This is a genomic window from Klebsiella sp. M5al, from assembly GCF_002090195.1.
GTDB classification, from domain to species: domain Bacteria; phylum Pseudomonadota; class Gammaproteobacteria; order Enterobacterales; family Enterobacteriaceae; genus Klebsiella; species Klebsiella grimontii.
In genome coordinates this window covers 3976188-3999140 of sequence record NZ_CP020657.1, presented here as the reverse complement: position 1 = coordinate 3999140, position 22953 = coordinate 3976188, and the positions used below count along the sequence as shown (strand labels likewise).

The window sequence follows — 22953 nt, the reverse complement described above, 5'->3', positions numbered from 1 at the left end:
GTAAAGGGTGGCAACCGCGGCTGAACACTAGCAAAAATGCTAGTTCTTAGCTGTCGAGCAGGCGGTAGTGCAGGGCGCGGACTACCGCCTGTACGCGGTTGCTGGCGCCGAGCTTTTTGGCCGCGGTATTAAGATGCAGCGTCACCGTCGCCACCGAGCGGTGCAGCTTGCGGGCGATCTCTTTAGCGGTAAGTCCTTCGGCGGACCACGCCAGGCATTCGCGCTCGCGGTTGCTTAGCTTCACATGGCGGCAGGTAAGCAGGGTGCTGTCAAACAGCGGAAACGCCGACTCCTGAAACTGGTGGGCGAGCAGCATCAGCTGCGCCAGGGTGGCGCTGATTTCCCGTTCCTGACGCTGGCCGGTATGGATGCCGGTGAGAGTGACGAAACTGCCGTTGGGGAGATGCAGGGGAACCGTCGCCCCGCAGGGCATATTATGTTCGCGCATATAGTCGGTGACCGCGGTGGCGTGATTGTTCAGCCTCCCGCGCAGCATGCTGTTGTCCGGTCGTTGATAGGACCAGACAAAAGGCGCGCAGCTTTCGAGCGCGCAGTGCTGCACCGGATCAAGCTGGTAATATCCGCGCTCGCACCATAGCTGGCGCATATCTTCCGGCACATTGCACGTTTTCAGCAGCGAAGGCGTAATCAGCTCCCCTTCCAGAGAACGCGGGACCGGCGTGTAGTCGTAAATGACCGCGTCAAATCCTAACTTCCGGGTGGCCTGAAAAAGTCCGCTGAATGCCTCATCCAGGCTAGCCGCCCGCGCGCTGCCGGGGCGTTCAAATTCCAGTCGCATATAACCCCCTTCATCTAAAACGAGACCTGCGACGGGCACGATTTGTGCAAATCCGTCAATAGTTAGCGCAAAAGGCATGCAATTCCGGTGCCGCACCGGCGCCGCGCAAAACTAGTATTTTTGCTAACTGTTCAGCCTCCGGCGTTGCCGTTAGCGTTAACGCAACGCCAGAACCGGGCCATCGACGATGAGGAGTACACCATGTGGAGCGAAATAGCGCCCGATCAGTACCATAACATTGCGGTGGAGGGATATAACGTCGTGGCCTATCAGTTTGGCGACGGCGAGGAGACCGTTCTCTGCCTCAACGGCGGGCCGGGGCTGCCCTGCGATTATCTGCGCGAAGCCCACTCCTGCCTGAAGCAGCACGGTTATCGGGTGATCGCTTTTGACCAGCTGGGTACCGGCAAGTCCGACCGGCCGGATGATGCCAGCCTGTGGACGATGGCACGCTACGTGCGTGAAGTGGAGACCGTGCGTCAGGCGCTGGGGCTCGGTCAGGTGCATCTGCTTGGTCACTCATGGGGCGGATGGCTGGCGATTGAAGTGGCGTTGCACCATCCTGGCGCAATTCGCTCGCTGATTCTGGAAAACACCGTCGCCGATATGCCGCATCTGGTGCAGGAGCTGAACCGTCTGCGCGGGGCGCTGGGGCCAGAAACCGTCGCGATGATGCAGCGCTACGAAGCGCTCGGCTGGTTGGATCATCCGGCCTATCAGGCGGCGATTACTCTGCTGAATTATCGCCACGTGTGCCGTCTCGACGTCTGGCCGGAGCCGGTTACCCGCTCGCTCGGCGACTGGAATATGGGGCCGTATACCACCATGCAGGGGCCGAACGAATTCCTCTATACCGGCAATTTAAAAAACTGGAACCGCAGCGCTGAGCTGGCGTCAATCCGCGCGCCCTGTCTGATCACCAGCGGCCAGCACGATGAGCTGACGCCCGCCTGCGCCCTGAAAATGAAGCAGGGCCTGGCGAACGCCGAAATAGCCATTTTTGCCAACAGCAGCCATATGCCATTTTACGAAGAGCCGCAGGCTTACTACCCGGTGCTGCTCGATTTTCTGGCGCGCCAGCGCGACGCGGGAGGCTGTTGATGCACCGTTACCGCTTTCTGCTTCTTCGCCCGCTACAGCTGCTGCCGGTTCTGCTGGGTATCAGCCTGATCACCTTCATGATGGTGCGCGCCATCCCCGGCGATCCGGCGCGTATTCTGCTCGGGGTGCGCAGCACGCCGGCGGCGCTGGCCCGCATCCGCGCGCAGTTTGGCCTCGACGAACCGCTGTGGGTTCAGTACGGCTATTTTCTGCGCAATCTGCTGCAGGGCGAGCTGGGTAAGTCAATTGTTTACCGGGTCGATACCCTGAAGCTGATTGCTTCGCGTCTGGAACCGACGCTGTGGCTGGTGCTCGGCAGCGTTCTGCTGGCGATAGCGTTGACGGTACCGCTGGCGGCGATGGCCGCCCGCCAGCGCGGGCGCCTCGCCGATCGGCTGATTCGTCTGTTTACGACCGCCGGGCTCGGGTTTCCGGCGTTCTGGCTCGGCATCATGTTGATTCTGCTGTTCAGTATCGTGCTCGGCTGGTTTCCGGTCTCCGGCTACGGCAGCGATTTTGTAGACCAGCTGCACCATATGGTTCTGCCGTGCCTGACCGTGGCGCTGGCGCTGTCGGCGGTATTGATTCGCAACCTGCGCGCCAGCCTGCTGATGGAGATGAATAGCGACTATGTGGTGGCGGCCCGGGCGCGGGGACAGCAGGAAAGACGTATCTTCTGGCGGCACGTGCTGCCGAATTCTCTGGTGCCGACCATCAATCTGCTGGCGGTGAATATTGGCTGGTTCATCGGCAGTACGGTGGTTATCGAAAGCGTGTTTGCCATCCCCGGCCTCGGACAGCTGTTGGTTAAGGCGATTTTTAGCCGCGACTACATGGTGGTGCAGGGCGTGGTGATGGTCTTTGCCCTTGCTACCGTAGCGGTCAGCCTGCTGGCGGATATTCTGACCGTGGCCCTCGACCCGAGGATAAAACTATGAAGGCGATAGCGACGTTTTCCCGTCTGCGTCAGCGGGCTATCCCGCGTCAGCAGGCGCTCTACGCCGGGCTGGCGATCGTCGGACTATGGCTGCTGGTCGCCTGTCTGGCGCCGTGGATCGCGCCGTTCGATCCGATTGCCCAGGACGCCTCTTCCAGCCTGCTGCCGCCGGGCGGCGCGCATCTCTTCGGTACCGACAACTTTGGCCGCGACGTTTTTTCCCGCGTGCTGTGGGGCGCGCGGGTCGATCTCCAAATCTGCCTGCTGGGGGTGCTGTTCCCCTTTATGCTCGGTACCGCGCTGGGGGCGCTTGCCGGCTATTCTGGCGGCGTGGTCGATGCGCTGGTGATGCGGGTTATTGATATCGTGCTGGCCTTTCCGTTTCTGGTGCTGATGCTGGCAATCATCGCCATTCTCGGGCCGGGACTGAGCAGCTTTTACATCGCCATGGCGATGGTGGGCTGGGTCTCCTACGCCCGGCTGGTACGCGCTCAGGTACTGACGCTGAAACAGCGCGATTTTATTCTGGCGGCCCGCAGTCTGGGCTACGGCCATCCGCGGATTTTGTTCCGTCATCTGCTGCCGAACGCGCTAACCGGAGCGATCGTTTTTTTCGATGTCCGACTGCGTACTGGTGCTGCTGAACGGAGCCGCGGTGAGCTATCTCGGGCTCGGCGTGCAGCCGCCAACCGCCGAATGGGGCGTTATGGTGGCCGAAGGGCAGAGCTTTATCACTACCGCGTGGTGGATAACCACCTTTCCAGGGCTCGCCATCGTGCTGCTGGCGATGGGCTTTAGCCTGCTGGCCGATGGGCTCGGTGACAAGTTAGGAGGACGGGGATGAGTTTGCTGAAGGTGAATCGCCTGGCGGTCACGGGCGGCGAGGATATCGCGCTGGTCGATAACGTCTCATTCACGCTTGAAGCCGGGGAGATGCTGGGGCTGGTTGGCGAAAGCGGGTCGGGAAAAACCGTGACCTGCCGGGCGCTGATGCGCCTGCTGCCGGGGGACGGACTGCGGATTAGCGGCGGTGAGGTTGTGCTCGACGGCCGGGATATCTTACCCCTCAGCGAAGGGCAAATGTCGGCGGTGCGCGGGCGGGAAATCGGTATGATTTTCCAGAACCCGACCAGCCATCTCAATCCGGTGATGACCATTGGGGAGCAGATCGCGGAAAGCCGGCGCCTCCATTTTGCGGCAAACCGCCGTCAGGCGCGGGAAGATGCGCTGGCCCTGCTGCGCCAGGTCGGCATCCCGGACCCGCAGAATCGGCTCAATAGCTATCCGCACGAATTTTCCGGCGGTATGCGCCAGCGGGCGATGATCGCCGTCGCCCTCGCGTCGGAACCGCGGCTGCTGATTGCCGACGAACCGACGACCGCGCTGGACGTCACCGTGCAGATGCAGATTTTGCGCCTGCTCAGCGACCTGCGTGCCGAGCTGGGGCTGGCGGTCATTATGATCACCCACGATCTCGGGGTGGTGGCGCAAACCTGCGACCGGATCGCGGTGATGTACGGCGGCAGGCTCTGCGAGGTGGGCGACAAACGCGAAGTGCTCGCCGGGCCGCTGCACCCCTATACCCGCGGGCTTATTGATTGTCAGCCGGCCAGCGAAGGCGGACGGGGGAGGCTGACAATCATCGACGGCCAGCCGCCGAGCGCCGACCACTTTCCATCAGGCTGTCGCTTTCATCCGCGCTGCCGCCGCGCCGATGAGGCGTGCCTGCAGCCGCCGCCGCTGCATTACGGGCAGGATCGCCATAGCCACGCGGTGGCTTGTCATCACCGCTTACCCACGCTGACCCGACAGGAGGGATAATGGCTAACGCTCACTGGCCGCTGCTTGAGGCCGATAATCTTTGCGTCACCTTCCCGGTGTCGGGTGGTCTTTGGCAGCCGAAGCGGGTCGTGCACGCGGTGAACCAGGTCACGATGCAGATCTTTCCCGGCGAAACGCTCGGTCTGGTCGGCGAATCCGGCAGCGGCAAGAGCACGCTTGGCCGAGCGTTGTTACAGCTTGAACGGGTAGCCGATGGCGAGGTGCGGTTCGAGGGGCAGCGTATTACCCATGGCTTAACCAGCGATATCGCCCGTCTGCGCCAGCAAAGCGCGATGATTTTCCAGGATCCCTTTGCCTCGTTGAACCCGCGGCAGAGCGTGGGAGAGAGCATCGCCGAGGTGCTGCGCGTGCATCAAAAAGTGCCCCGCGGGCAGGAGGCGCTGCGGGTAGCGGAACTGCTCACCCTGGTGGGCCTGCGCCCGCAGCAGGCCAGCGCGAAACCGGCCCAGCTTAGCGGCGGCCAGTGCCAGCGCGTCGGTATTGCCAGAGCGCTGGCCATGGAGCCGCGGCTGATCGTGGCCGATGAGTGCGTCGCGGCGCTGGACGTCTCTATTCAGGGACAGATCGTCAACCTGCTGATGGATCTGCGGGAGAAGATGGGGCTGGCGATTCTGTTTATCGCTCACGATCTGGCGATTGTGCGGCGGCTCTGCGATCGGGTGGCGGTAATGTACCTTGGGCGGATTGTGGAAGAGGGGCCGGCAGAGGCGGTCTTCACCCGTCCGCTGCATCCCTATACCGCCGCGCTGGTCTCGGCGATCCCGGAAATCGACCCGGATAAACCCCTACCGAAAAATTTGCTGGGGGGCGAGCCGCCCAGTCCCGTTGCCGTTCCACAAGGCTGTGCATTTCATCCGCGCTGCCCTTATGCGCAGGTGCAGTGCCGCACCGGCGCACCACCACCAACCCGGCAGATTGCCGATCGCGCTTATGCCTGCGTGCTCAACCTCGCGGGCGATGAGACCGTTTTTCCTTTAACAGGGGGATCTTTTGATGAAGCACAGGCAAGTTAAATTACTGGCGGCGAGCGTTTTTCTGGCGCTTAGCGTGGTGAGCGAAATGGCCCAGGCGGCGGGGGTATTGACCATTGGCCGCCGGGAGGACAGCACCACGTTTGACCCGATAAAATCGGCGCAAAACGCGGATAACTGGGTCTTTTCCAACGTCTTTGACCCGTTGGTGCGGGTGGATAAGAGCGGGACGAAGCTGGAGCCGGGCGTGGCTGAGAGCTGGACGATTTCTCCGGATGGCAAGGTCTACACTTTTAAAATTCGCGACACGACCTTCTCTGACGGCACACCGCTAACCGCCAGCGATGCGGCGTTTAGCTTGATGCGTATCCGCGATGATGAAGGCTCGCTGTGGCGCGACTCCTATAGCATTATTGCCAAAGCGGAAGCCCCGGACCCGCGCACGCTGGTAGTGACGCTGAAATCGCCGTCAGCGCCGTTCTTGTCGCAGCTGGCCCTGCCGAACGCCTCGGTGATTTTGCAGAAGGCGATGAAAGCGGAAGGCGAAGAGGCGTTTGCCGAAAAACCCGTGGGCTCCGGCGCGTTTAGCGTGAAAGAGTGGCTGCGCGGGGAAAAGATCGTGCTGGTGAAGAACCCGCACTTCTGGCAGGCGAAAAACGTCAGCCTCGATGGCGTGGAGTGGTTAACCATTCCGGACGATAATACCCGCATGCTGAAGGTGCAGGCCGGCGAGCTCGACGCCGCGCTGACCGTGCCTTTCTCGCGCATTGCATCGTTACAAAAGGATGCCAATCTGAAGGTGGAACTGGACCCCTCCACGCGCGAGGACCATCTGCTGATCAACCATTCTCACGGCGCGCTGGGCAAGGTGGAGGTGCGCCAGGCGCTGGACTTCGCGATTGATAAAGACGCGATCGTGAAGACCGTGACCTTTGGCTACGGCCAGGTGGCCAACTCCTATATTCCCGCCGGGGCGCTTTACCACTACCAGGATAATCTTCGTCGGCCATACGATCCGCAAAAGGCCAAAGCGATGCTGAAAGCGGCGGGCGCTGCCGATCTGAAGCTGAACTACGTGGTCAACGCCGGGGATGAAGTCGATGAGCAGATTGCCATTTTGCTGCAACAGCAGCTGGCGAAAGCCGGGGTGACGGTGAATTTGCAAAAAGTCGACCCGAGCCAGAGCTGGGATATGCTGGTGGCCGGAGAGTACGATATTTCGGTGATGTACTGGACTAACGATATTCTCGACCCCGATCAGAAAACCACTTTCGTGCTGGGTCACGATGCCAATATGAACTATATGACCCGCTATCATAACGAGCAGGTAAAAGCGCTGGTGGCTGCCGCGCGCGTCGAAATGGACGGTAAAAAGCGCGAGCAGATGTATATCGACCTGCAAAAAATGGCCAAGGCCGATGTGAACTGGGTCGATCTGTATTACAGCCCGTACCGCAACGTCAGCCGCAAAAATATCGACGGTTTTTATCAGAATCCGCTGGGACGTTTCTTCCTGGAGGATACCGTAAAACGCTAGTGCCTCTTTGCGCCGGTTGTCCTCTGACGCCGGCGCCTTTTTCATCTTACCGGCGGCGCGACGCGGTTTGATGCATATCAACGAGCACATTAACTTTTACTATAAAAACTAAAAAAGAGTTGTAACCCCGCGTGCTTTTATTCAATTTATGTGGTGAATGTTTAATGTATTCCAATAAATAAAGCATATATACATTAAAAAACAACACGTTAAATAAATCAGGGGTTAATTTTTGTGGCAAGTGCAAACAAACTCACGCTGTTCATCGTCATCTTCATGCTGCTGGGGATCCTCTCCGGCGCGGCCATCCACGCTTACGCCGGGCAAACGACCATTACCGCATGGTCGGAAAACATTACGCTGCTAACCGATGTGTTCCTGCGCCTGATTAAAATGGTGATAGCGCCATTAGTCTTCAGTACCCTGACGGTCGGCATTATGCGCCTTGGCGAAACGGCGACTATTGGCCGGGTCGGCGGTAAAGCCATGGTGTGGTTTATTACCTCGTCAATTCTCTCCATTCTGGTCGGGCTGGTGATCGTCACCCTTGAGCATCCCGGCGCCGGTCTGAACCTGGCGATCCCGAAAGAGTCCGTGGATACCGGGCTGGCGGTGAGCGGGATGAGCCTGAAAGGCTTTCTGACCCATACCATCCCGACCAGCATTACCGAAGCGATGGCCAGCAACGAGATTCTGCAAATCGTGGTGTTCTCGATGTTCTTCGGTATTGCCGGGGCGTCGCTGGGGGAGAAATTCAATGCTCCGCTGGTGGCGGCGCTCAACGTGGTTTCCCACATTATGCTGAAGGTGACCGGGTACGTGATGTACGTCGCGCCGCTGGCGATTTTCGCCGCTATCTCTTCGGTTATCGCCTCGCAGGGGCTGGGGATCCTGCTTAACTACGCCTCGTTTATCGGCGGATACTATGTCGCGATCCTGCTGACCAGCGCGGTGCTGCTGGCGGTGGGGTATATGGTGCTCAAAAAAGAGGTTTTTCGCCTGCTGAATATGCTGAAAGACCCGGTGCTGGTGGCGTTCACCACCAGCAGTTCCGAAGCGGCCTATCCGAAGACCCTGGAGCGCCTGGTGGAATTTGGCTGTTCGCGAAATATCGCGTCGTTTGTGCTGCCCATCGGCTACTCCTTTAACCTGGTCGGCTCAATGGTGTACTGCTCTTTTGCCGCCATGTTCATCGCTCAGGCCTATAATGTTCAGCTGAGCTTTAGCGAAATTACCGTGATGATGCTGACGCTGATGCTGGCCTCGAAAGGGATTGCCGGGGTACCGCGTTCGGCGCTGGTGGTGCTGGCCGCGACCATCCCGAGCTTCAATATTCCGGTGGCGGGTATTTTGCTGCTGATGGGCATTGACCATTTCCTCGATATGGGGCGCTCAGCGATTAACGTGCTGGGTAACGGGATTGCGACGGCGATGCTGTCAAAAAATGAAGGTCAACTGCAGGAAGAGGTCCTGGAGGCTGAAGCCGCGCCTCAGCAGGCCGAAGCCTGATCGTCGCGCGCCCTCTCTGACGGGGGCGCGTTCCGCAGAGAAAAAGAGGCCCCTAACAGGCACGCAAGGGGCAATGTGACGAAGTAACAGATTCCTCGATAAAGACGTTGTTCTTATTATATAAAAATACGCTCCGGTATTTTCACATTGAGGAACCGGGTAATGGTACCCGCAGCCCGTTACCCCTGAGTAGATGTTTTTGAGGTTACCGATCTTTTTCGGAATCCCGTCGCTAACAAGCCGTCAAAATCCTAATTTTAACGTACAAAATGCGCTCACCGGCGGGCGCGGGCGCGAGTTTACCAGCGCTCTTTTAACAAGTTAATGAACTGAAAAAAGTCATGATTGTTATTAAGACGGTATTTTTCCATGATTTTGCTTTTGTGCCAGGTGATGGTTTTGGGGGTGACTTTGTTGAGGGCGGAAATTTTAATGATATCAAAGCCATCGATGATGCCGGTGGCGACGGCAGCCTGCGATTTGGAGAGCATTTTATGCGGGCAATGGGTGCAAACGAGCGTGGAGTTGCTGCTCTGCGCGTCGGGGAGAATTTCGCTCCTTTTTAGCTCATGGGCAATAATTTCGAATATCTCATCGATATTGACCGATTTGATAGAAACAAAGATAACGCCCTTGAGACAGTTAACGATCAGCTCTTTTTCCGGCAGCTTGTCATAGCTGTGCAGGATAATCACCGAACTGTTTTTTTTACGGTTCTTTATGCTGGTATTGCACAGATAGATCTCGCCGGGGAGAACTTCAGCGATGATGATATCTTTATCTAAAAAATCATTATGCTTATAAGAAAAAGCGACTTTAAGATTCCCGCTGCGGCTGATGAGCTCATTGACGACGGAAACCAATGATTCTCTGAGAAAGGTATTTCTGGTGTTGATGGCGATGTTTACTTTTTTCATGGCGTTATTTCCCTGATATATCAACATAACGCCATGTTGTGATCAATCCTCCGGGCGTATGCGGTGATTGTTGCTATGCAGATTTCGTTATTATTAATGTGACTTTAGTTATTTTCTGCGCGTAGAGTTCTTTGCTGAAAACGGAAATTTCTGTTTTCGCCTGTCGCGGATATACGACACAAGACTATAAACAGATACGCAAAGGCAAAATATGCACAGCAATAAGGCTAACCATGTTTGCATGGCCATAATTGAGATCCTTTAACTTAATTTTTGGTGTTAAAAATGTACCTCGCAGGCACGTGAATATTTTTATACTCTTCGTTAAACCGTGCTTGTCATGCGCGGACGAAATGCGCATGACAAGCGGCCTGCATTCGGCTCGCGCTGAATTCAGCAATAGCCTGATAGCTCAGGTCGCTTTGGGTCGAAACACTCACGACGCCCGGTCAATGTAAGAAAATTCTTAATGTGCTGTCAGTCTCATTTCTCTCATTCCTCTCAAAAACTGAAAAAAATTAACAAGAAACGCCAGGCTGAAAACATATTCGCCATGACCCCGCGCGGATGGCGGAACGGTGGCCGGCGGCGTCGCCGCTGCCGGCTGGGGAAAGGTCAGGAGAGAAACGCCAGCCCTTTGCCAAAAATCGCGCGAATCGGCAGGGTGATGCCCTGTAGGCGGGCCTTGTGGCGCAGGCGGCTGATCACCACGTCGATGCGGTGCAGTTCCGGCTCGCCCTCATCGGTAAACAGCGAAGTGTGCAGGTCAACTTTGCTGCACACTTCATTGCGATTACGCATTAAGACTTCCAGCAGCCGGTACTCTTGCTGCGTTAGCGGCAGGATCCGCCCCGATGGCGCCACCAGGCGCTCGCTCTGGAGAATCCAGTGAGAAGGGGCTGACCGCTCCGCTGATGGCGCCGGATTGACGCCTTCCGCCGGTTGTTGCTGGCGAAGCCGGGAGCCCAGCGCGTGGATACTCTCCGCGAGGTCGGAAAAGTTGACCGGCTTGATGAGATAGAGGTCGGCGCCGGCGTTTAAGGCCTGGAGCCGATCCTGCTCATGCCCTCTGGCGGTAATGACGACCAGGCCGAACTGGCCAATCTCGTGCAGATAGTCCAGCACGCTAAACCCGTCTTCGCCCGGCAGGCCAATATCGATAAGAACGATATCAACCGGATCGCGATGCAGCTGCCGCCAGAAGGCCTCGGCGCTGCCGACGCCCCAGGCGTCAAAGCCGCGATGGCGCAGAAAAGCCAGCAGCTCGTCGAGTAGATCTGCGCTATCTTCAATGATAGCTACGCGTAGTGTCATGGTTTGTCCTTCTGCTGTCCCGTCAGCGGGAGAGTGAGCGCAAATTCGCATCCGGCTGAGCTATTTTCTGCCAGCCACAGGTCCCCGCCGTGGGCCTGGATGATTTGTCGGGCGACATACAGCCCAAGACCGGTCCCGGCCGGCGTTGTGGTGTGCGTTTCGCCGCGTCGGTAGCGCTCGTAAATATGCTCGACCTGTTCCGGCGGGATGCCGGGACCGCGATCGCCAATGCGTAATTCAACGTGCTTTTCCTGCTGATAAATCTCGATTCTTATTTCGCCTGCTGCAGCATATTTAACCGCGTTATCGAGCAGGTTGGCGATCGCAATACACAGCAGCCCGCTATCAATAAACAGCACCGGCGAAGGGGATTGCGGGCCGACAGTTTGCCCCTCAAGGGTGACATTCAAATAATGATTAAGCGAAAGATCCACGACGGTCGCCGCCATATGGATGACCGGCAGCAGTTCGGCATCCTGCTTGTCGGCGTGCAGGTCTCGGGAGGAGAGGCGGGCGTCGGCCAGGCAATTATCGGTAAGCTGCACCAGGCGGGTTGTCGCGCGCTGCATGCGGTCGAGGCGCAAGCTCTGGGTGACGGTTGCGGGACTCAGGCGCTGGTTTTCCAGCGCCGCCTGGAGGATCGCCAGCGGCGTTCTGAACTCATGCGCCACCATTCCCATAAACTGGCGCTGGTGGAAGCTGGCCTCGCGTTCAATCTGCAGTTCCCGCGCCAGCTGCTGCTTGCGCACCAGGGTACGGTTTTCCGCCCGCACCCGCAGTACCGCGATGATCAGGACGGTGACGATATGGATAATCAGCGCGTACTGCCAGGTGGAATAAACCATGTTATGAAACGGAATGACGCCGTGAATAGAGAGCAGCGCCAGCCCGGCGGAGACGACGTATACCGGCGGCAGCAGCCCCAACAGCAGGGTGTTGATATCAACCGCTTTGCGCCGCCACAGCATCCATGAGGTGATCAACAGAATCGGCGCGGCGATGAAGAATATCCCCGCTTCAATCTGCATCGCCTGGCCGTAAAACCCTAGCGGGATACTGATCTGCAGAACAATGTTTAAGGCGATCGCCGCCAGCAGCAGTTGATGCAGCCGCGGCATGTTTTTCTTCAAATCGAAAACTTCGCTATGCAACCACAGCGCGGTGGCGTAGCTCACCAGCGACAGGCAGCTAATCATGTAATCCTGCACCGGCAGCAGGGCATCGCCAAAGAGCCATTCCGGGTAGCCATGAAGGGCCGCGACGAGCGGATAGTTGAGCGAGAACAGGCAGATCCCCCACAGCAGGCGTCGGCGCAGCGCGACGGCAAGCCACAGGGCGATACCGCTGGCAATCACCGCCAGGCCAAAATAGAAACTCCAGAAGGCGGTATCGAGGGTTGCCGAACGCACGAACTCCTGCGGCGACGAGAGCGTCGCCAGCAGGATCAGGGTGCTGGTGCTCTGGAGACGGAAGACCATCTCGTAGCCAGCCGCCGTGGGCGGGGGCGGTAAAATCAGCACGCTTTCGCGGTAGTCGAGATCGTTATCGCGGGCGGAAGCGTGGTCGCCAAACTCTTTTTGTTTCCAGGGGGCATCGCTGCCGCAGGGGCGATAAAATACGCTCAAGCGATCGACAAACGACGGACCGAGCTGCAGCCAGCGCTGCTCGCCTGCAAACCAGGCCGCCGGGAGCGAAGTACGTAGCCAGTAGGTCTTTGACGAATAACCGAACGACGGGATAAGCGGCGCCGTTTTTAGCGCCTCCTGTGGCAGCGAAAGAAAGGCGTCGAGGGGCATCGTGTCGCTGGCGTCGGCGTACCAGTAGACCGGGATATCGATACCCAACTGGCGGACTTCCGCGCGCGCCGGCGCCCACCACTGCAGGGAAATAATGACGCCGCACATTGCCCAGAAATACGCGCTGTGGCTCCTGCGAATAAGATCAAAAAAAGCGCACGAACGATTCAATCACGCCCCCTTGCGGCATGGATTAATAAATCAGTACGGTATAAACGAACAGGGACTCTGCTACTGGCACAGATAACCCTCCGCCATTCGGGAAATATACGTGTAGGGCTGGACAACGCAGCATTCTGCTGGTGCCGAAGATATTATTCCAGCGTTATCTACGCGCCGGGGAACTGGCCAGACCTGCTGTAAGAAGATCCTTAATCAAAGTTAACGTATGGGGGAGATGCATAATAAGCAAGCGGAAAGTTCAGTCACGACATACGGATTTACGATGTTATGCCATGAATTCACGCGATAGTTATATAAAAAGTGGCAATAAATTATTTAATCAGCGCATATAAAACCCGATAGTTATATTAAACGTTAATTACCGTTGTTATTGATGGCCGGATAACGGCGGCACATCGCCTACCTCGTCAAACGAAGTTGGGTACGGTCCGAAGGTTTGTAGACGGCAGGGGATGACAATGATTAGCATGGCGTTAACATTCCCGGCCCCCTGTTTTAAGGCGATGGATTTTAACTAGTTGAAATGAAATGGATTAATTGTTTGTTTTTTGTCGTAAATGTTAACAGCAGATGCAAAAGCCAAAAATACCCGTATAATCATTGTCCCTTTTCCTGTCTTAAGTTTAAGCTGGAGGCACAATGGAGCTCAGTCGCAGGCAGTTCTTTCGCATCTGCGCGGGTGGTATGGCAGGGACGACCGTAGCATCGCTTGGTTTTCTTCCCTCGTTTTCCGCTCACGCAGAGACGCGTCAATATAAACTCTTAAAAGCTAAAGAAACCCGTAATAACTGCACCTACTGTTCAGTCGGCTGCGGGATCCTCATGTACAGCTTCGGAGATAACGCCAAAAACGTGCGTGAACGCATTTATCACGTCGAAGGCGACCCCGATCATCCCGTGAGCCGCGGATCGCTGTGCCCAAAAGGCGCAGGCGTACTGGACTATATTCACAGCGATAACCGTTTACGCTATCCGGAGTACCGCGCGCCGGGCTCGGACAAGTGGACGCGTATGAGCTGGGATGAGGCCATCGATCGTATCGCGCGATTGATGAAAGATGATCGCGACGCCAACTTTATCGAAAAGAATGCCCTGGGCGTCACCGTCAACCGCTGGACCTCAACCAGCATGCTGTGCTCTTCGGCGGCGAGCAATGAAACCGGGATCCTTGACGGTAAATTTACCCGCGCGCTGGGGATGGTATCGATTGACTGCCAGGCGCGCCTTTGCCACGGCCCGACGGTATCGGCGCTGGCGCCAACCTTTGGTCGTGGGGCGATGACCAACAACTGGGTGGATATTAAAAACGCCAACGTGGTGCTGATTATGGGCGGCAACGCGGCGGAAGCGCATCCGGTAGGGTTCAAATGGGTTATCGAAGCCAAAATTAAAAATAATGCGACGGTGATCGTCGTTGATCCGCGCTTTAACCGCAGTGCGGCGGTGGCTGACCTGTACGCGCCCATTCGCGCCGGCTCCGACAGCGCTTTCCTGCTCGGCGCGATCCGCTATCTTATCGAACACGATCGGATACAGCATGAGTACGTGCGTCACTACACCAACGCCAGCATGATCGTGCGGGAAGATTATGATTTCGACGAGGGGCTGTTTAGCGGTTTTGATCCGCAGAAGCGTCAGTACGATAAAACCAGCTGGAACTATGAACTCGACGCGAACGGCCTCGCCAGGCGCGATGATACGTGGAACCATCCGCGCTGCGTCTGGAATCTATTGAAGCAGCACGTTGAGCGCTATACGCCAGAGCTGGTCAACCGCCTTTGCGGCACCTCGTTACACGATTTTCAGCGCATTTGCGAACTGTTAGCCAGCACCAGCGCTGCGAATCGAACCGCGACAATCCTGTATGCCCTCGGCTGGACCCACCACACCACCGGAGCGCAGACCATCCGCGCGGCCGCGATGCTGCAGCTGCTGCTGGGCAATATCGGCATGGCCGGCGGCGGCGTTAACGCGCTGCGCGGGCACTCCAATATTCAGGGCTATACCGACCTGGGACTGCTTTCGACCAATCTGCCGGGATATATGCCGCTACCGTCGGAAAAACAGGTTGATTATCAGAGCTATATTTCACAAATCACCCCCGCGGCGCTGGGCGTGAACGAAGTGAACTACTGGCAAAATACGCCGAAGTTTTTCGTCAGCATGATGAAAAGCTTCTGGGGCGATGCCGCAACCGCGGAAAACAGCTGGGGCTATGACTGGCTGCCGAAATGGGATCGTTTATACGATGTCATGACCCAGGCCGAGCTAATGGCCCAGGGCAAAATCAACGGCTACGTGGTACAGGGATTTAACCCGCTGGCGGCGTTCCCGGATAAAAACAAATCCGCCCGCGCGCTGGCGAAGCTCAAATATCTGGTGGTGATCGATCCGCTGGTGACCGAGTCGTCGAATTTCTGGCAGAACCACGGCGAAATGAACGACGTGCGTCCTGCAGATATCCAGACCGAAGTCTTCCGCCTGCCTTCCTCCTGCTTCGCCGAAGAGAACGGTTCGATCGCCAACTCGGGCCGCTGGCTACAGTGGCACTGGGCGGCGGCCGAACCGCCGGGCGAAGCGCTCCACGACGGCAAAATTCTCGGACGCCTGTTTATGCGCCTGCGCGATCTGTATCGGCAAGAGGGCGGCGCAAACCCGGCGCCGGTGCTGAATATGTCCTGGGATTATCACGATCCCCTCGACCCGCAGCCGGAAGAGGTCGCCAGGGAGGCCAACGGCAAGGCGCTGCGCGATATCGTTGACGAGCAGGGCCGGGTAGTTGTCAAAAAAGGCCAGCAGCTGAGCAGCTTCGCGCAGCTAAAAGATGACGGTTCAACCAGCAGCTACTGCTGGGTTTACTGCGGCTGCTGGACCGAGCAGGGCAATCAGATGGCGAACCGCGATAATAGCGACCCGTATGGTTTAGGCTGTACGCCCGGCTGGGCATGGTCCTGGCCAGCGAACCGCCGCATCCTCTACAACCGCGCCTCCGCGGACCCGGCGGGTAAACCCTGGGATCCGCAGCGCTCGCTGTTGAACTGGGACGGCAAACGCTGGACCGGTATGGACGTCGCCGACTATAGCCAGGCGGCGCCGAACACCAACGTCGGGCCGTTTATCATGAATCCGGAAGGCGTGGCGCGCCTGTTCTCGCTGGACAAACTAAACGATGGCCCGTTCCCGGAACACTATGAGCCTGTCGAATCGCCGATTGGCACCAACCCACTGCACCCGAAGGTGGTCTCCAGCCCGGTAGCGCGCATCTATCACGATGACCTGGCGAATATGGGCAAAGCGGATGAGTTCCCCTACGTGGCGACAACCTACTCGATCACCGAACTGTTCCGTCACTGGACCAAGCATGCGCGGCTGAACGCCATCGTTCAGCCCGAGCAGTTTGTTGAAATTGGCGAGGCGTTGGCGAAGGAGAAGGGCATCGTCGCGGGGGACACGGTAAAAGTGATGTCGAAGCGCGGGTTTATTAAAGCCAAAGCGGTAGTGACTAAGCGAATACAGGCGCTGACTATTGATGGCCGTACGGTGAATACCATCGGTATTCCGTGCCACTGGGGTTTTGAGGGGGCGACGCGGAAAGGATTCCTGGCCAATACGCTGACGCCATCGGTGGGGGACGCGAACTCGCAGACGCCTGAATATAAAGCTTTCCTCGTGAACGTGGAAAAGGCGTAACGGAGACGAATTATGGCTTATCAATCGCAAGACATTATCCGTCGTTCCGCGACTAACGGCTTCACCCCCGCGCCCCGCGCGCGGGACCACCAGGAAGAGGTGGCGAAGCTTATCGACGTCACCACCTGTATCGGCTGTAAAGCCTGTCAGGTGGCCTGTTCCGAGTGGAACGACATCCGGGATGAAGTCGGTCACAACGTCGGGGTGTACGATAACCCCGCCGACCTGACCGCCAAATCCTGGACCGTGATGCGCTTCTCGGAAGTGGAGCAGAACGACAAACTGGAGTGGCTCATCCGCAAGGATGGCTGTATGCACTGCGCCGACCCGGGCTGCCTGAAGGCCTGCCCGGCGGAAGGGGCGATCATTCAGTACGCCAACGGCATCGTCGACTTCCGGTCCGAGCAGTGCATCGGCTGCGGCTACTGCATCGCCGGCTGCCCGTTCAACGTGCCGCGTCTGAACCCGGAAGATAACCGCGTCTACAAATGTACGCTGTGCGTCGACCGCGTTAACGTTGGCCAGGAGCCGGCGTGCGTGAAAACCTGCCCGACCGGCGCTATCCACTTCGGCTCCAAAGAGGAGATGAAAACGCTGGCTGGCGAGCGCGTCGCCGAGCTGAAAACCCGCGGTTACGACAACGCGGGGCTGTACGATCCGGCAGGCGTTGGCGGCACGCACGTGATGTACGTGCTACACCACGCCGACAAGCCGAACCTGTACCACGGCCTGCCGGAGAACCCGGAAATCAGCGCCACGGTTAAGTTCTGGAAAGGGATCTGGAAGCCTCTCGCGGCGGTCGGCTTTGCGGCCACCTTCGCCGCCAGCATCTTCCACTACGTCGGCGTCGGTCCGAACCGCGCGGAAGAGGAAGAGGACAATCTGGATGAAGAGAAAGACGAGGTGCGCAAATGAAAAGACGTGACACCATCGTGCGCTACACCGCGCCGGAACGCATCAACCACTGGGTCACCGCCTTCTGCTTCGTGCTGGCGGCGGTGAGCGGGCTGGGCTTTTTCTTCCCGTCCTTCAACTGGCTGATGCACATCATGGGCACCCCGCAGCTGGCGCGTATTCTGCACCCGTTCGTGGGCGTGATTATGTTTGCCTCGTTCATCATCATGTTCTTCCGCTACTGGCACCATAACCTGATCAACCGGGACGATATTTTCTGGGCGAAGAACATTCGCAAGATTGTGGTCAACGAGGAAGTGGGCGACACCGGGCGCTATAACTTCGGCCAGAAGTGCGTGTTCTGGGCGGCGATTATCTTCCTGGTGCTGCTGCTGGTGAGCGGGGTGATTATCTGGCGTCCGTACTTTGCGCCGGCGTTCTCCATCCCGGTTATCCGCGTCGCGCTGATGCTGCACTCCTTCTCGGCGGTCGCGCTGATCGTGGTGATCATGGTGCATATTTACGCCGCGCTGTGGGTGAAGGGCACCATTACCGCGATGGTGGAAGGCTGGGTGACGAAGACCTGGGCGAAGAAGCATCACCCGCGCTGGTACCGTGAAGTGAAAGCGAAACGGACGAAGGATTGATAAAACAAATACGATAAATTTGCTGCCATGCAGCGGATATTATCGTAGCGAGCGCGCGTAATGGCAGGTAAACCGCAAGGTGAACAAGCGATTACGCGCTATTTTTATCGGTAATTATTAGAGGGTAATCAACATAAAACCGCTGATAATAACGCTGTTTTATGAATGTTTTGGTTATCCATATCAAAGAATCGCCGGACGACTCTGGTTATGTTGGCCGTTGCGCCCGGAGAAACGCCCGGGTTAATTCATCACTCGTTGTGGAAGGGGACCTGACAGGATGACGACGAAATCGCTAACGCTTTCTTTGGATGAACAACAGTCAATTCCTTTGAGTACGGTCTCGGGGACCCTGGGCTACCTCGGCATGGATATTCGTCCGCTGGCTTCCGCGGGGATATGCAGTTTCGACCCCGGCTTTGCTAACACCGCAGGCTGTAAGTCGGCCATCTCGTGGATCGATACCGAAAAGAGCATTCTGCTGCACCGCGGCTATCCGGTCGATCAGCTGGCGCGCCAGTGCGACTTCCTGGAAGTGGCATGGATTCTGCTGCGCGGCGATGCGCCTGACGAAGCCAGCTATCAGGACTTCAAAAACACGATTACCCGCCATAGCCTGGTGCATGAGCAGATTGCCCGCATGTGCAGCAGCTTTCGTCGCGACTCGCATCCGATGGCCTTAATGTGCGCCCTGGTAGGCACCCTGGCGGCGTTCTATCACGATGTGCTGGACGTTGAAAATCCTGAGCACCGCGCGCTGGCCGCCACCCGCCTGCTGTCGAAAATGCCAACGCTCGCGGCGATGAGCTATAAGTTTTCAATTGAGCAACCGGCGCAGTATCCGCGCAACGATCTTTCCTATGCGGGGAATTTCCTGCATATGCTGTTTGCTATTCCGGCGGAACAGTATCAGCTGAATCCGGTGATTGAGCAGGCGATGAACCAGATCCTGGTGCTGCACGCCGACCACGGCCAGTGCGCATCGACGACCACCGTCCGGGCGGCGGGCTCCTCCGGGGCGAATCTCTTTGCCTGCGTCGCCGCCGGGCTCGCGTCTCTGTGGGGACCGGCCCACGGTGGGGCGAACGAAGCCAGTATGCGGATGCTGGAGGAGATCAACACCGTTGATCAAATTCCGGCGTTCCTGAGCAAAGCGAAACGCGACCCGCAGACGTTCCGTCGTCTGGGATTCGGTAACTCTCGCTACCGTCATCTTGACCCGCGCGCCGCTATTTTGCGCGAGACTTGTCATCGGGTTCTGGAAGAGCTGGGGATGTCCGACATGCCGTTGCAGGTGGCGATGGCCCTCGAAGAGGTGGCGCTGACCGACCCGTACTTTGTTGAAAATGGCCTGTCGCCGAGCGTGGATTTCTATACCGCAGTGATCCTCAAGGCGATGGGACTGCCTTCATCGATGTTTGTGGTGATTACCGCCGTGGGCAGAACGCTTGGCTGGGTGGCGCACTGGAACGAAATGCACGAAGCGCCGCTGACGATTTATCGTCCGCGGCAGATTTATACCGGCGAACAGCGGCGGGATTATGTTTCACGGCGTGAAGGGAAATAACAGAGCGCGGTTTTGATATTGTGTTCGTATTGTTGCCGGGCAGCGGCTGTCGCCTTGCCCGGCCTACCAAACCCTGGTCGGTAGCCCGGATAAGGCGTCAGCCGCAATCCGGGATCGTACCGTTTGATTAACGAAACACCACCTGCGCCCAGCGGGCCAGCCCGGCGGTGACCGAGCCAAAATCATCGCCGCCGGCCACCGGAATGCCCGGCAGGTGTGCCGCCAGCGCTTTTTTGATCAACGGCGAGCGAGCGCTGCCGCCGGTCAGGTAAATCACATCCGGCTTGTCATTGCTGTTATCCAGCGCCAGCTGAACCTGCTCCATGATGCGGGCCAGCGGCTGATCCAGCGCCGCTTCCAGACCCTGCTGGCTGATGGCTGTCGCCAGCTCGTCGCTGATAAACGGCAGCCCGGCGGTGACGCTCGGCTGCGCGGACAGGGCGATTTTGCTCTCTTCCGCGCTCCGCACCAGGCGATAGCTCAGACGCTGACGCCAGACCTTCAGCAGCAGCGCGACTTTTTCGCTATCGCGGGCGCTGCGCAGCAAATCGTTAAGCAGGCGACCGTTGGCGGCGCTGTAAAAATCGGTTTGCGCCGGGACGTCGTTAATCGCCACCGCATTCCACCACGGCAGAATCGGCAGCGCGATGCCTTTTTCGGTATCGCCGCCCATACCCAGCAGCGGCATCAGGCATTTAAAGGCCAGGGCGATATCAAGGTCGTTACCGCCGACCCGGCAGCCGCTGTGGCCAAGCAGGCTTTGCTGGCGATCGGCTTTTTCCCGCCACTGCGGCCCCATCAATAGCAGTGAACAGTCGGTGGTACCGCCGCCGATATCGACGACCAGCACGCGTTTTTCCTCGCTCAGCGTCGCTTCGAAATCCAGACCGGCGGCGACCGGTTCAAACTGAAACACCACGTCGCGGAAGCCCGCGCGCTTTGCCGCACGTTCGAGAATGCCCTGCGCCTGGGCGTTGGCGTCATCGCCGCCCAGTCCCTGGAAGTTAATCGGCCGGCCGATAACCGCCTGGTCGATGGTTTCTGGCAGCTGCGTTTGCGCCTGGAGTTTGATATGCAGCATCATGGCGCACACTAAGTCTTCAAACAGCGCCACCTGCTGCGGCTTGAGCCCGCTGGCGCCGAGAAAGGATTTCGGCGACTTCACGAAGTAGACTTCTTCTGGATCTTCAACGTATTGATGCAGCGAAGCGAGACCAAACTGCACGCTGTTGCCGAGTACGTCGATATCTTCCTCGCGGTTGAAGCTAATGGCGCGACGCAGCAGCGCCTGGTTTTCATCCCCGTTGGGCGGGACATCGTGATGGCGGTAGAGCCACTCGCTGACCGCTTCGCGGGTCGGCGCGCAAAGCATGGATGGCAGCAGTGAACTGCCGTTTTCCAGCGTTAACAGCTGCGGCGTATTCTCGCGCATTACCGCCACCGAACAGTTAGCGGTACCGTAGTCAAAACCAATAAACATAGCCTGCAAAATCCCCATGCCGGTGAAGAAGGGGGGCGACTTTAGCGGATTGACGGCACTGCGACAACTGGAATTTAAAAGCAAGGCGCCCGCGGCGCAGAGCCGCTATGATTGAAGCGCTAAAAAAGGAGAAATGATGACGCTGCTACCCTGGCATCCCCCCTACGACTGGCAATGGATGTTTCATTTTCTTGAGGCGCGTACCGTGCAGGGGATTGAAACTTTTGTCGACAACAGCTACTGCCGCAGCTTTGCCCTCAATGGCCACGCCGGGCTGATCGCGGTGACGCCGGATGACGCCGCGCAGGGCATGCGGGTGACGCTTTCCGCCGGGCTACAGCCGGTCGCGGAAGAGTGCCTGGCGCGGGTTGCGCGCTTATTTGATTTGTCCTGCGACCCGCAGCGGATCGCCCTGACGCTGGGAAACCTCGCGCTGCCAAGGCCGGGGCTGCGCCTGCCGGGATCCCTGGATGCGTTTGAACAAGCGGTACGCGCGGTGCTCGGCCAACTGGTGAGCGTGGCCATGGCGGCAAAGCTGACCGGGAAAGTGGTGGCTGCCTTCGGGGAACCGTTGACCGATGCGCCGGGCTTTTATCTGTTCCCGAGCGCGCAGCGGCTGGCGCAGGCCGATCCGCTGGCGCTGAAGGCGCTGGGTATGCCCCTGCGGCGGGCGGAGGCGCTGATTCACCTGGCGCGGGCGGCCATCAGCGGCGAACTTCCCCTCCGGGCGCCGGATAATATCGACGCTGGAATAAAGCAGCTGCAGACGCTGCCCGGCATTGGCCGCTGGACGGCGAACTATTTCGCGCTGCGCGGCTGGCAGGCGCCGGATATCTTTCTGGCGGATGATTATCTGATTAAACAGCGTTTTCCCGGCATGACGCCGAGCCGGATTGCGCGCTACGCCAGCCGCTGGCACCCCTGGCGCTCGTACGCTTTATTGCATATCTGGTATACGCAAGGCTGGTCGCCGGAGGAGGAATAGACCCGAGAGGCGCTTAGCACTGGTATCGACGCGCTGAAATCCCTATAATTGCGGCGTTTGGCGGTCAACCGCCACCCTTCCTACATTCCCAGGTTAATCAGGTCGCAAAAATTTATGACTGATACGTCTCATCAGTGCGTCATTATAGGCATCGCCGGCGCATCGGCTTCGGGCAAAAGCCTTATCGCCAGTACGCTATATCGTGAATTACGTGAACAGGTCGGCGATGAACATATCGGCGTTATTCCGGAAGACAGCTATTACAAGGATCAAGGTCATCTGTCGATGGAAGAGCGTGTAAAAACCAACTATGACCATCCAAGCTCCATGGATCATAGTCTGCTGTTTCAGCATCTGCAGATGCTGAGAAGCGGCCAGCCGATAGAGTTGCCGGTATACAGCTACGTTGAACATACCCGTATGCCGGAAACTATCCATATCGAACCGAAGAAAGTCATCATTCTTGAAGGGATTCTGCTGCTGACCGACGCTCGCCTTCGCAACGAACTCAGCTTCTCCATTTTTGTCGACACCCCGCTGGACATTTGCCTGATGCGCCGCATCAAGCGAGACGTCAACGAGCGCGGACGTTCGATGGATTCAGTGATGGCGCAGTACCAGAAAACGGTGCGCCCGATGTTCCTGCAGTTTATCGACCCTTCCAAGCAGTATGCCGATATTATTGTGCCTCGCGGCGGTAAGAACCGTATCGCCATCGATATTCTGAAGGCCAAAATCAGTCAGTTCTTTGAATAACACGAACGAATTGTGTAACGTGCAAAGA

At 57.9% G+C, this 22953-nt stretch carries 18 protein-coding genes and 1 pseudogene; 13 read left to right on the top strand and 6 right to left on the bottom strand.

Features of this window, described 5'->3' with window-relative positions; all coding sequences use genetic code 11:
- Nucleotides 1-46: 46 nt before the first annotated feature.
- Nucleotides 47-799 (bottom strand): helix-turn-helix transcriptional regulator, encoded by a 753-nt coding sequence (locus BWI76_RS19210; protein ID WP_024359155.1) that lies wholly within the window; start codon nt 797-799, stop codon nt 47-49.
- Between the two features lie 201 nt (nt 800-1000).
- Here BWI76_RS19210 and BWI76_RS19205 point away from each other — a divergent pair, with 201 nt between their 5' ends.
- The 7 genes and pseudogenes from BWI76_RS19205 to BWI76_RS19175 all read left to right on the top strand — a co-directional run bounded on the left by BWI76_RS19205 (nt 1001) and on the right by BWI76_RS19175 (nt 8696).
- Complete coding sequence (locus BWI76_RS19205; protein ID WP_004138678.1) at nt 1001-1900, top strand: proline iminopeptidase-family hydrolase; 900 nt, start codon at nt 1001-1003, stop codon at nt 1898-1900.
- Entirely contained in the window at nt 1900-2838 is a 939-nt protein-coding gene (locus BWI76_RS19200) for an ABC transporter permease (protein WP_004138680.1), read from the top strand. Before BWI76_RS19205 ends, BWI76_RS19200 begins: the two co-directional genes overlap by 1 nt.
- Nucleotides 2835-3681, top strand: a pseudogene (locus tag BWI76_RS19195) (ABC transporter permease). The gene BWI76_RS19200 and the pseudogene BWI76_RS19195 overlap by 4 nt, the downstream one beginning before the upstream one ends.
- Nucleotides 3678-4658 carry an ABC transporter ATP-binding protein gene (locus BWI76_RS19190; protein WP_004138683.1) on the top strand — a complete coding sequence of 327 codons (981 nt, stop codon included), beginning with the start codon at nt 3678-3680 and terminating at the stop codon, nt 4656-4658. Before BWI76_RS19195 ends, BWI76_RS19190 begins: the two are co-directional and overlap by 4 nt.
- Complete coding sequence (locus tag BWI76_RS19185; RefSeq protein ID WP_024359150.1) at nt 4658-5692, top strand: ABC transporter ATP-binding protein; 1035 nt, start codon at nt 4658-4660, stop codon at nt 5690-5692. The genes BWI76_RS19190 and BWI76_RS19185 overlap by 1 nt, the downstream gene beginning before the upstream one ends.
- Nucleotides 5673-7187: an ABC transporter substrate-binding protein gene (locus tag BWI76_RS19180; RefSeq protein ID WP_064371590.1), complete on the top strand. Its 1515-nt coding sequence runs from the start codon at nt 5673-5675 to the stop codon at nt 7185-7187. Before BWI76_RS19185 ends, BWI76_RS19180 begins: the two co-directional genes overlap by 20 nt.
- A gap of 234 nt (nt 7188-7421) precedes the next feature.
- Nucleotides 7422-8696 carry a dicarboxylate/amino acid:cation symporter gene (locus BWI76_RS19175; protein ID WP_004138684.1) on the top strand — a complete coding sequence of 425 codons (1275 nt, stop codon included), beginning with the start codon at nt 7422-7424 and terminating at the stop codon, nt 8694-8696.
- Between the two features lie 299 nt (nt 8697-8995).
- Here the strand turns inward: BWI76_RS19175 and BWI76_RS19170 are convergent, their stop codons facing one another.
- The 4 genes from BWI76_RS19170 to BWI76_RS19160 form a co-directional block, all read right to left on the bottom strand.
- A complete protein-coding gene (locus BWI76_RS19170) occupies nt 8996-9613 on the bottom strand; it encodes a helix-turn-helix transcriptional regulator (RefSeq protein WP_004138685.1) in 618 nt (205 codons plus the stop codon).
- A 108-nt stretch (nt 9614-9721) separates the two neighbouring features.
- A complete protein-coding gene (locus BWI76_RS28210; protein ID WP_004138686.1) occupies nt 9722-9862 on the bottom strand; it encodes a small membrane protein in 141 nt (46 codons plus the stop codon).
- 366 nt (nt 9863-10228) lie between these two features.
- On the bottom strand, nt 10229-10927 hold the full coding sequence (locus BWI76_RS19165) for a response regulator transcription factor (protein WP_024359146.1): 699 nt from the start codon (nt 10925-10927) through the stop codon (nt 10229-10231).
- A complete protein-coding gene (locus BWI76_RS19160; RefSeq protein WP_369816491.1) occupies nt 10924-12894 on the bottom strand; it encodes an ATP-binding protein in 1971 nt (656 codons plus the stop codon). The genes BWI76_RS19165 and BWI76_RS19160 overlap by 4 nt, the downstream gene beginning before the upstream one ends.
- A 651-nt stretch (nt 12895-13545) precedes the next feature.
- Between BWI76_RS19160 and fdnG the strand changes: the two genes are divergently transcribed.
- The 4 genes from fdnG to BWI76_RS19140 all read left to right on the top strand — a co-directional run bounded on the left by fdnG (nt 13546) and on the right by BWI76_RS19140 (nt 19704).
- Nucleotides 13546-16596 carry a formate dehydrogenase-N subunit alpha gene (gene fdnG / locus BWI76_RS19155; RefSeq protein WP_004138687.1) on the top strand — a complete coding sequence of 1017 codons (3051 nt, stop codon included), beginning with the start codon at nt 13546-13548 and terminating at the stop codon, nt 16594-16596.
- A gap of 12 nt (nt 16597-16608) precedes the next feature.
- On the top strand, nt 16609-17511 hold the full coding sequence (fdxH, locus tag BWI76_RS19150; protein WP_004138688.1) for a formate dehydrogenase subunit beta: 903 nt from the start codon (nt 16609-16611) through the stop codon (nt 17509-17511).
- Entirely contained in the window at nt 17508-18137 is a 630-nt protein-coding gene (fdoI, locus tag BWI76_RS19145; protein WP_004138689.1) for a formate dehydrogenase cytochrome b556 subunit, read from the top strand. The genes fdxH and fdoI overlap by 4 nt, the downstream gene beginning before the upstream one ends.
- A 280-nt stretch (nt 18138-18417) precedes the next feature.
- Complete coding sequence (locus tag BWI76_RS19140; protein ID WP_004138691.1) at nt 18418-19704, top strand: citrate synthase; 1287 nt, start codon at nt 18418-18420, stop codon at nt 19702-19704.
- Nucleotides 19705-19831: 127 nt separating this feature from the next.
- On the opposite strand, the gene yegD is transcribed toward BWI76_RS19140, so the two are convergent.
- Entirely contained in the window at nt 19832-21184 is a 1353-nt protein-coding gene (gene yegD, locus BWI76_RS19135) for a molecular chaperone (protein WP_004138692.1), read from the bottom strand.
- 136 nt (nt 21185-21320) lie between these two features.
- On the opposite strand from yegD, the gene alkA reads away from it, so the two are divergent.
- Both alkA and udk read left to right on the top strand, forming a co-directional pair.
- Entirely contained in the window at nt 21321-22169 is an 849-nt protein-coding gene (gene alkA, locus BWI76_RS19130; RefSeq protein ID WP_004138693.1) for a DNA-3-methyladenine glycosylase 2, read from the top strand.
- A gap of 114 nt (nt 22170-22283) precedes the next feature.
- The gene (gene udk, locus BWI76_RS19125) at nt 22284-22925 is read left to right on the top strand and encodes a uridine kinase (protein ID WP_004122537.1); all 642 of its coding nucleotides are present in this window, start codon (nt 22284-22286) and stop codon (nt 22923-22925) included.
- Nucleotides 22926-22953 lie beyond the last annotated feature (28 nt).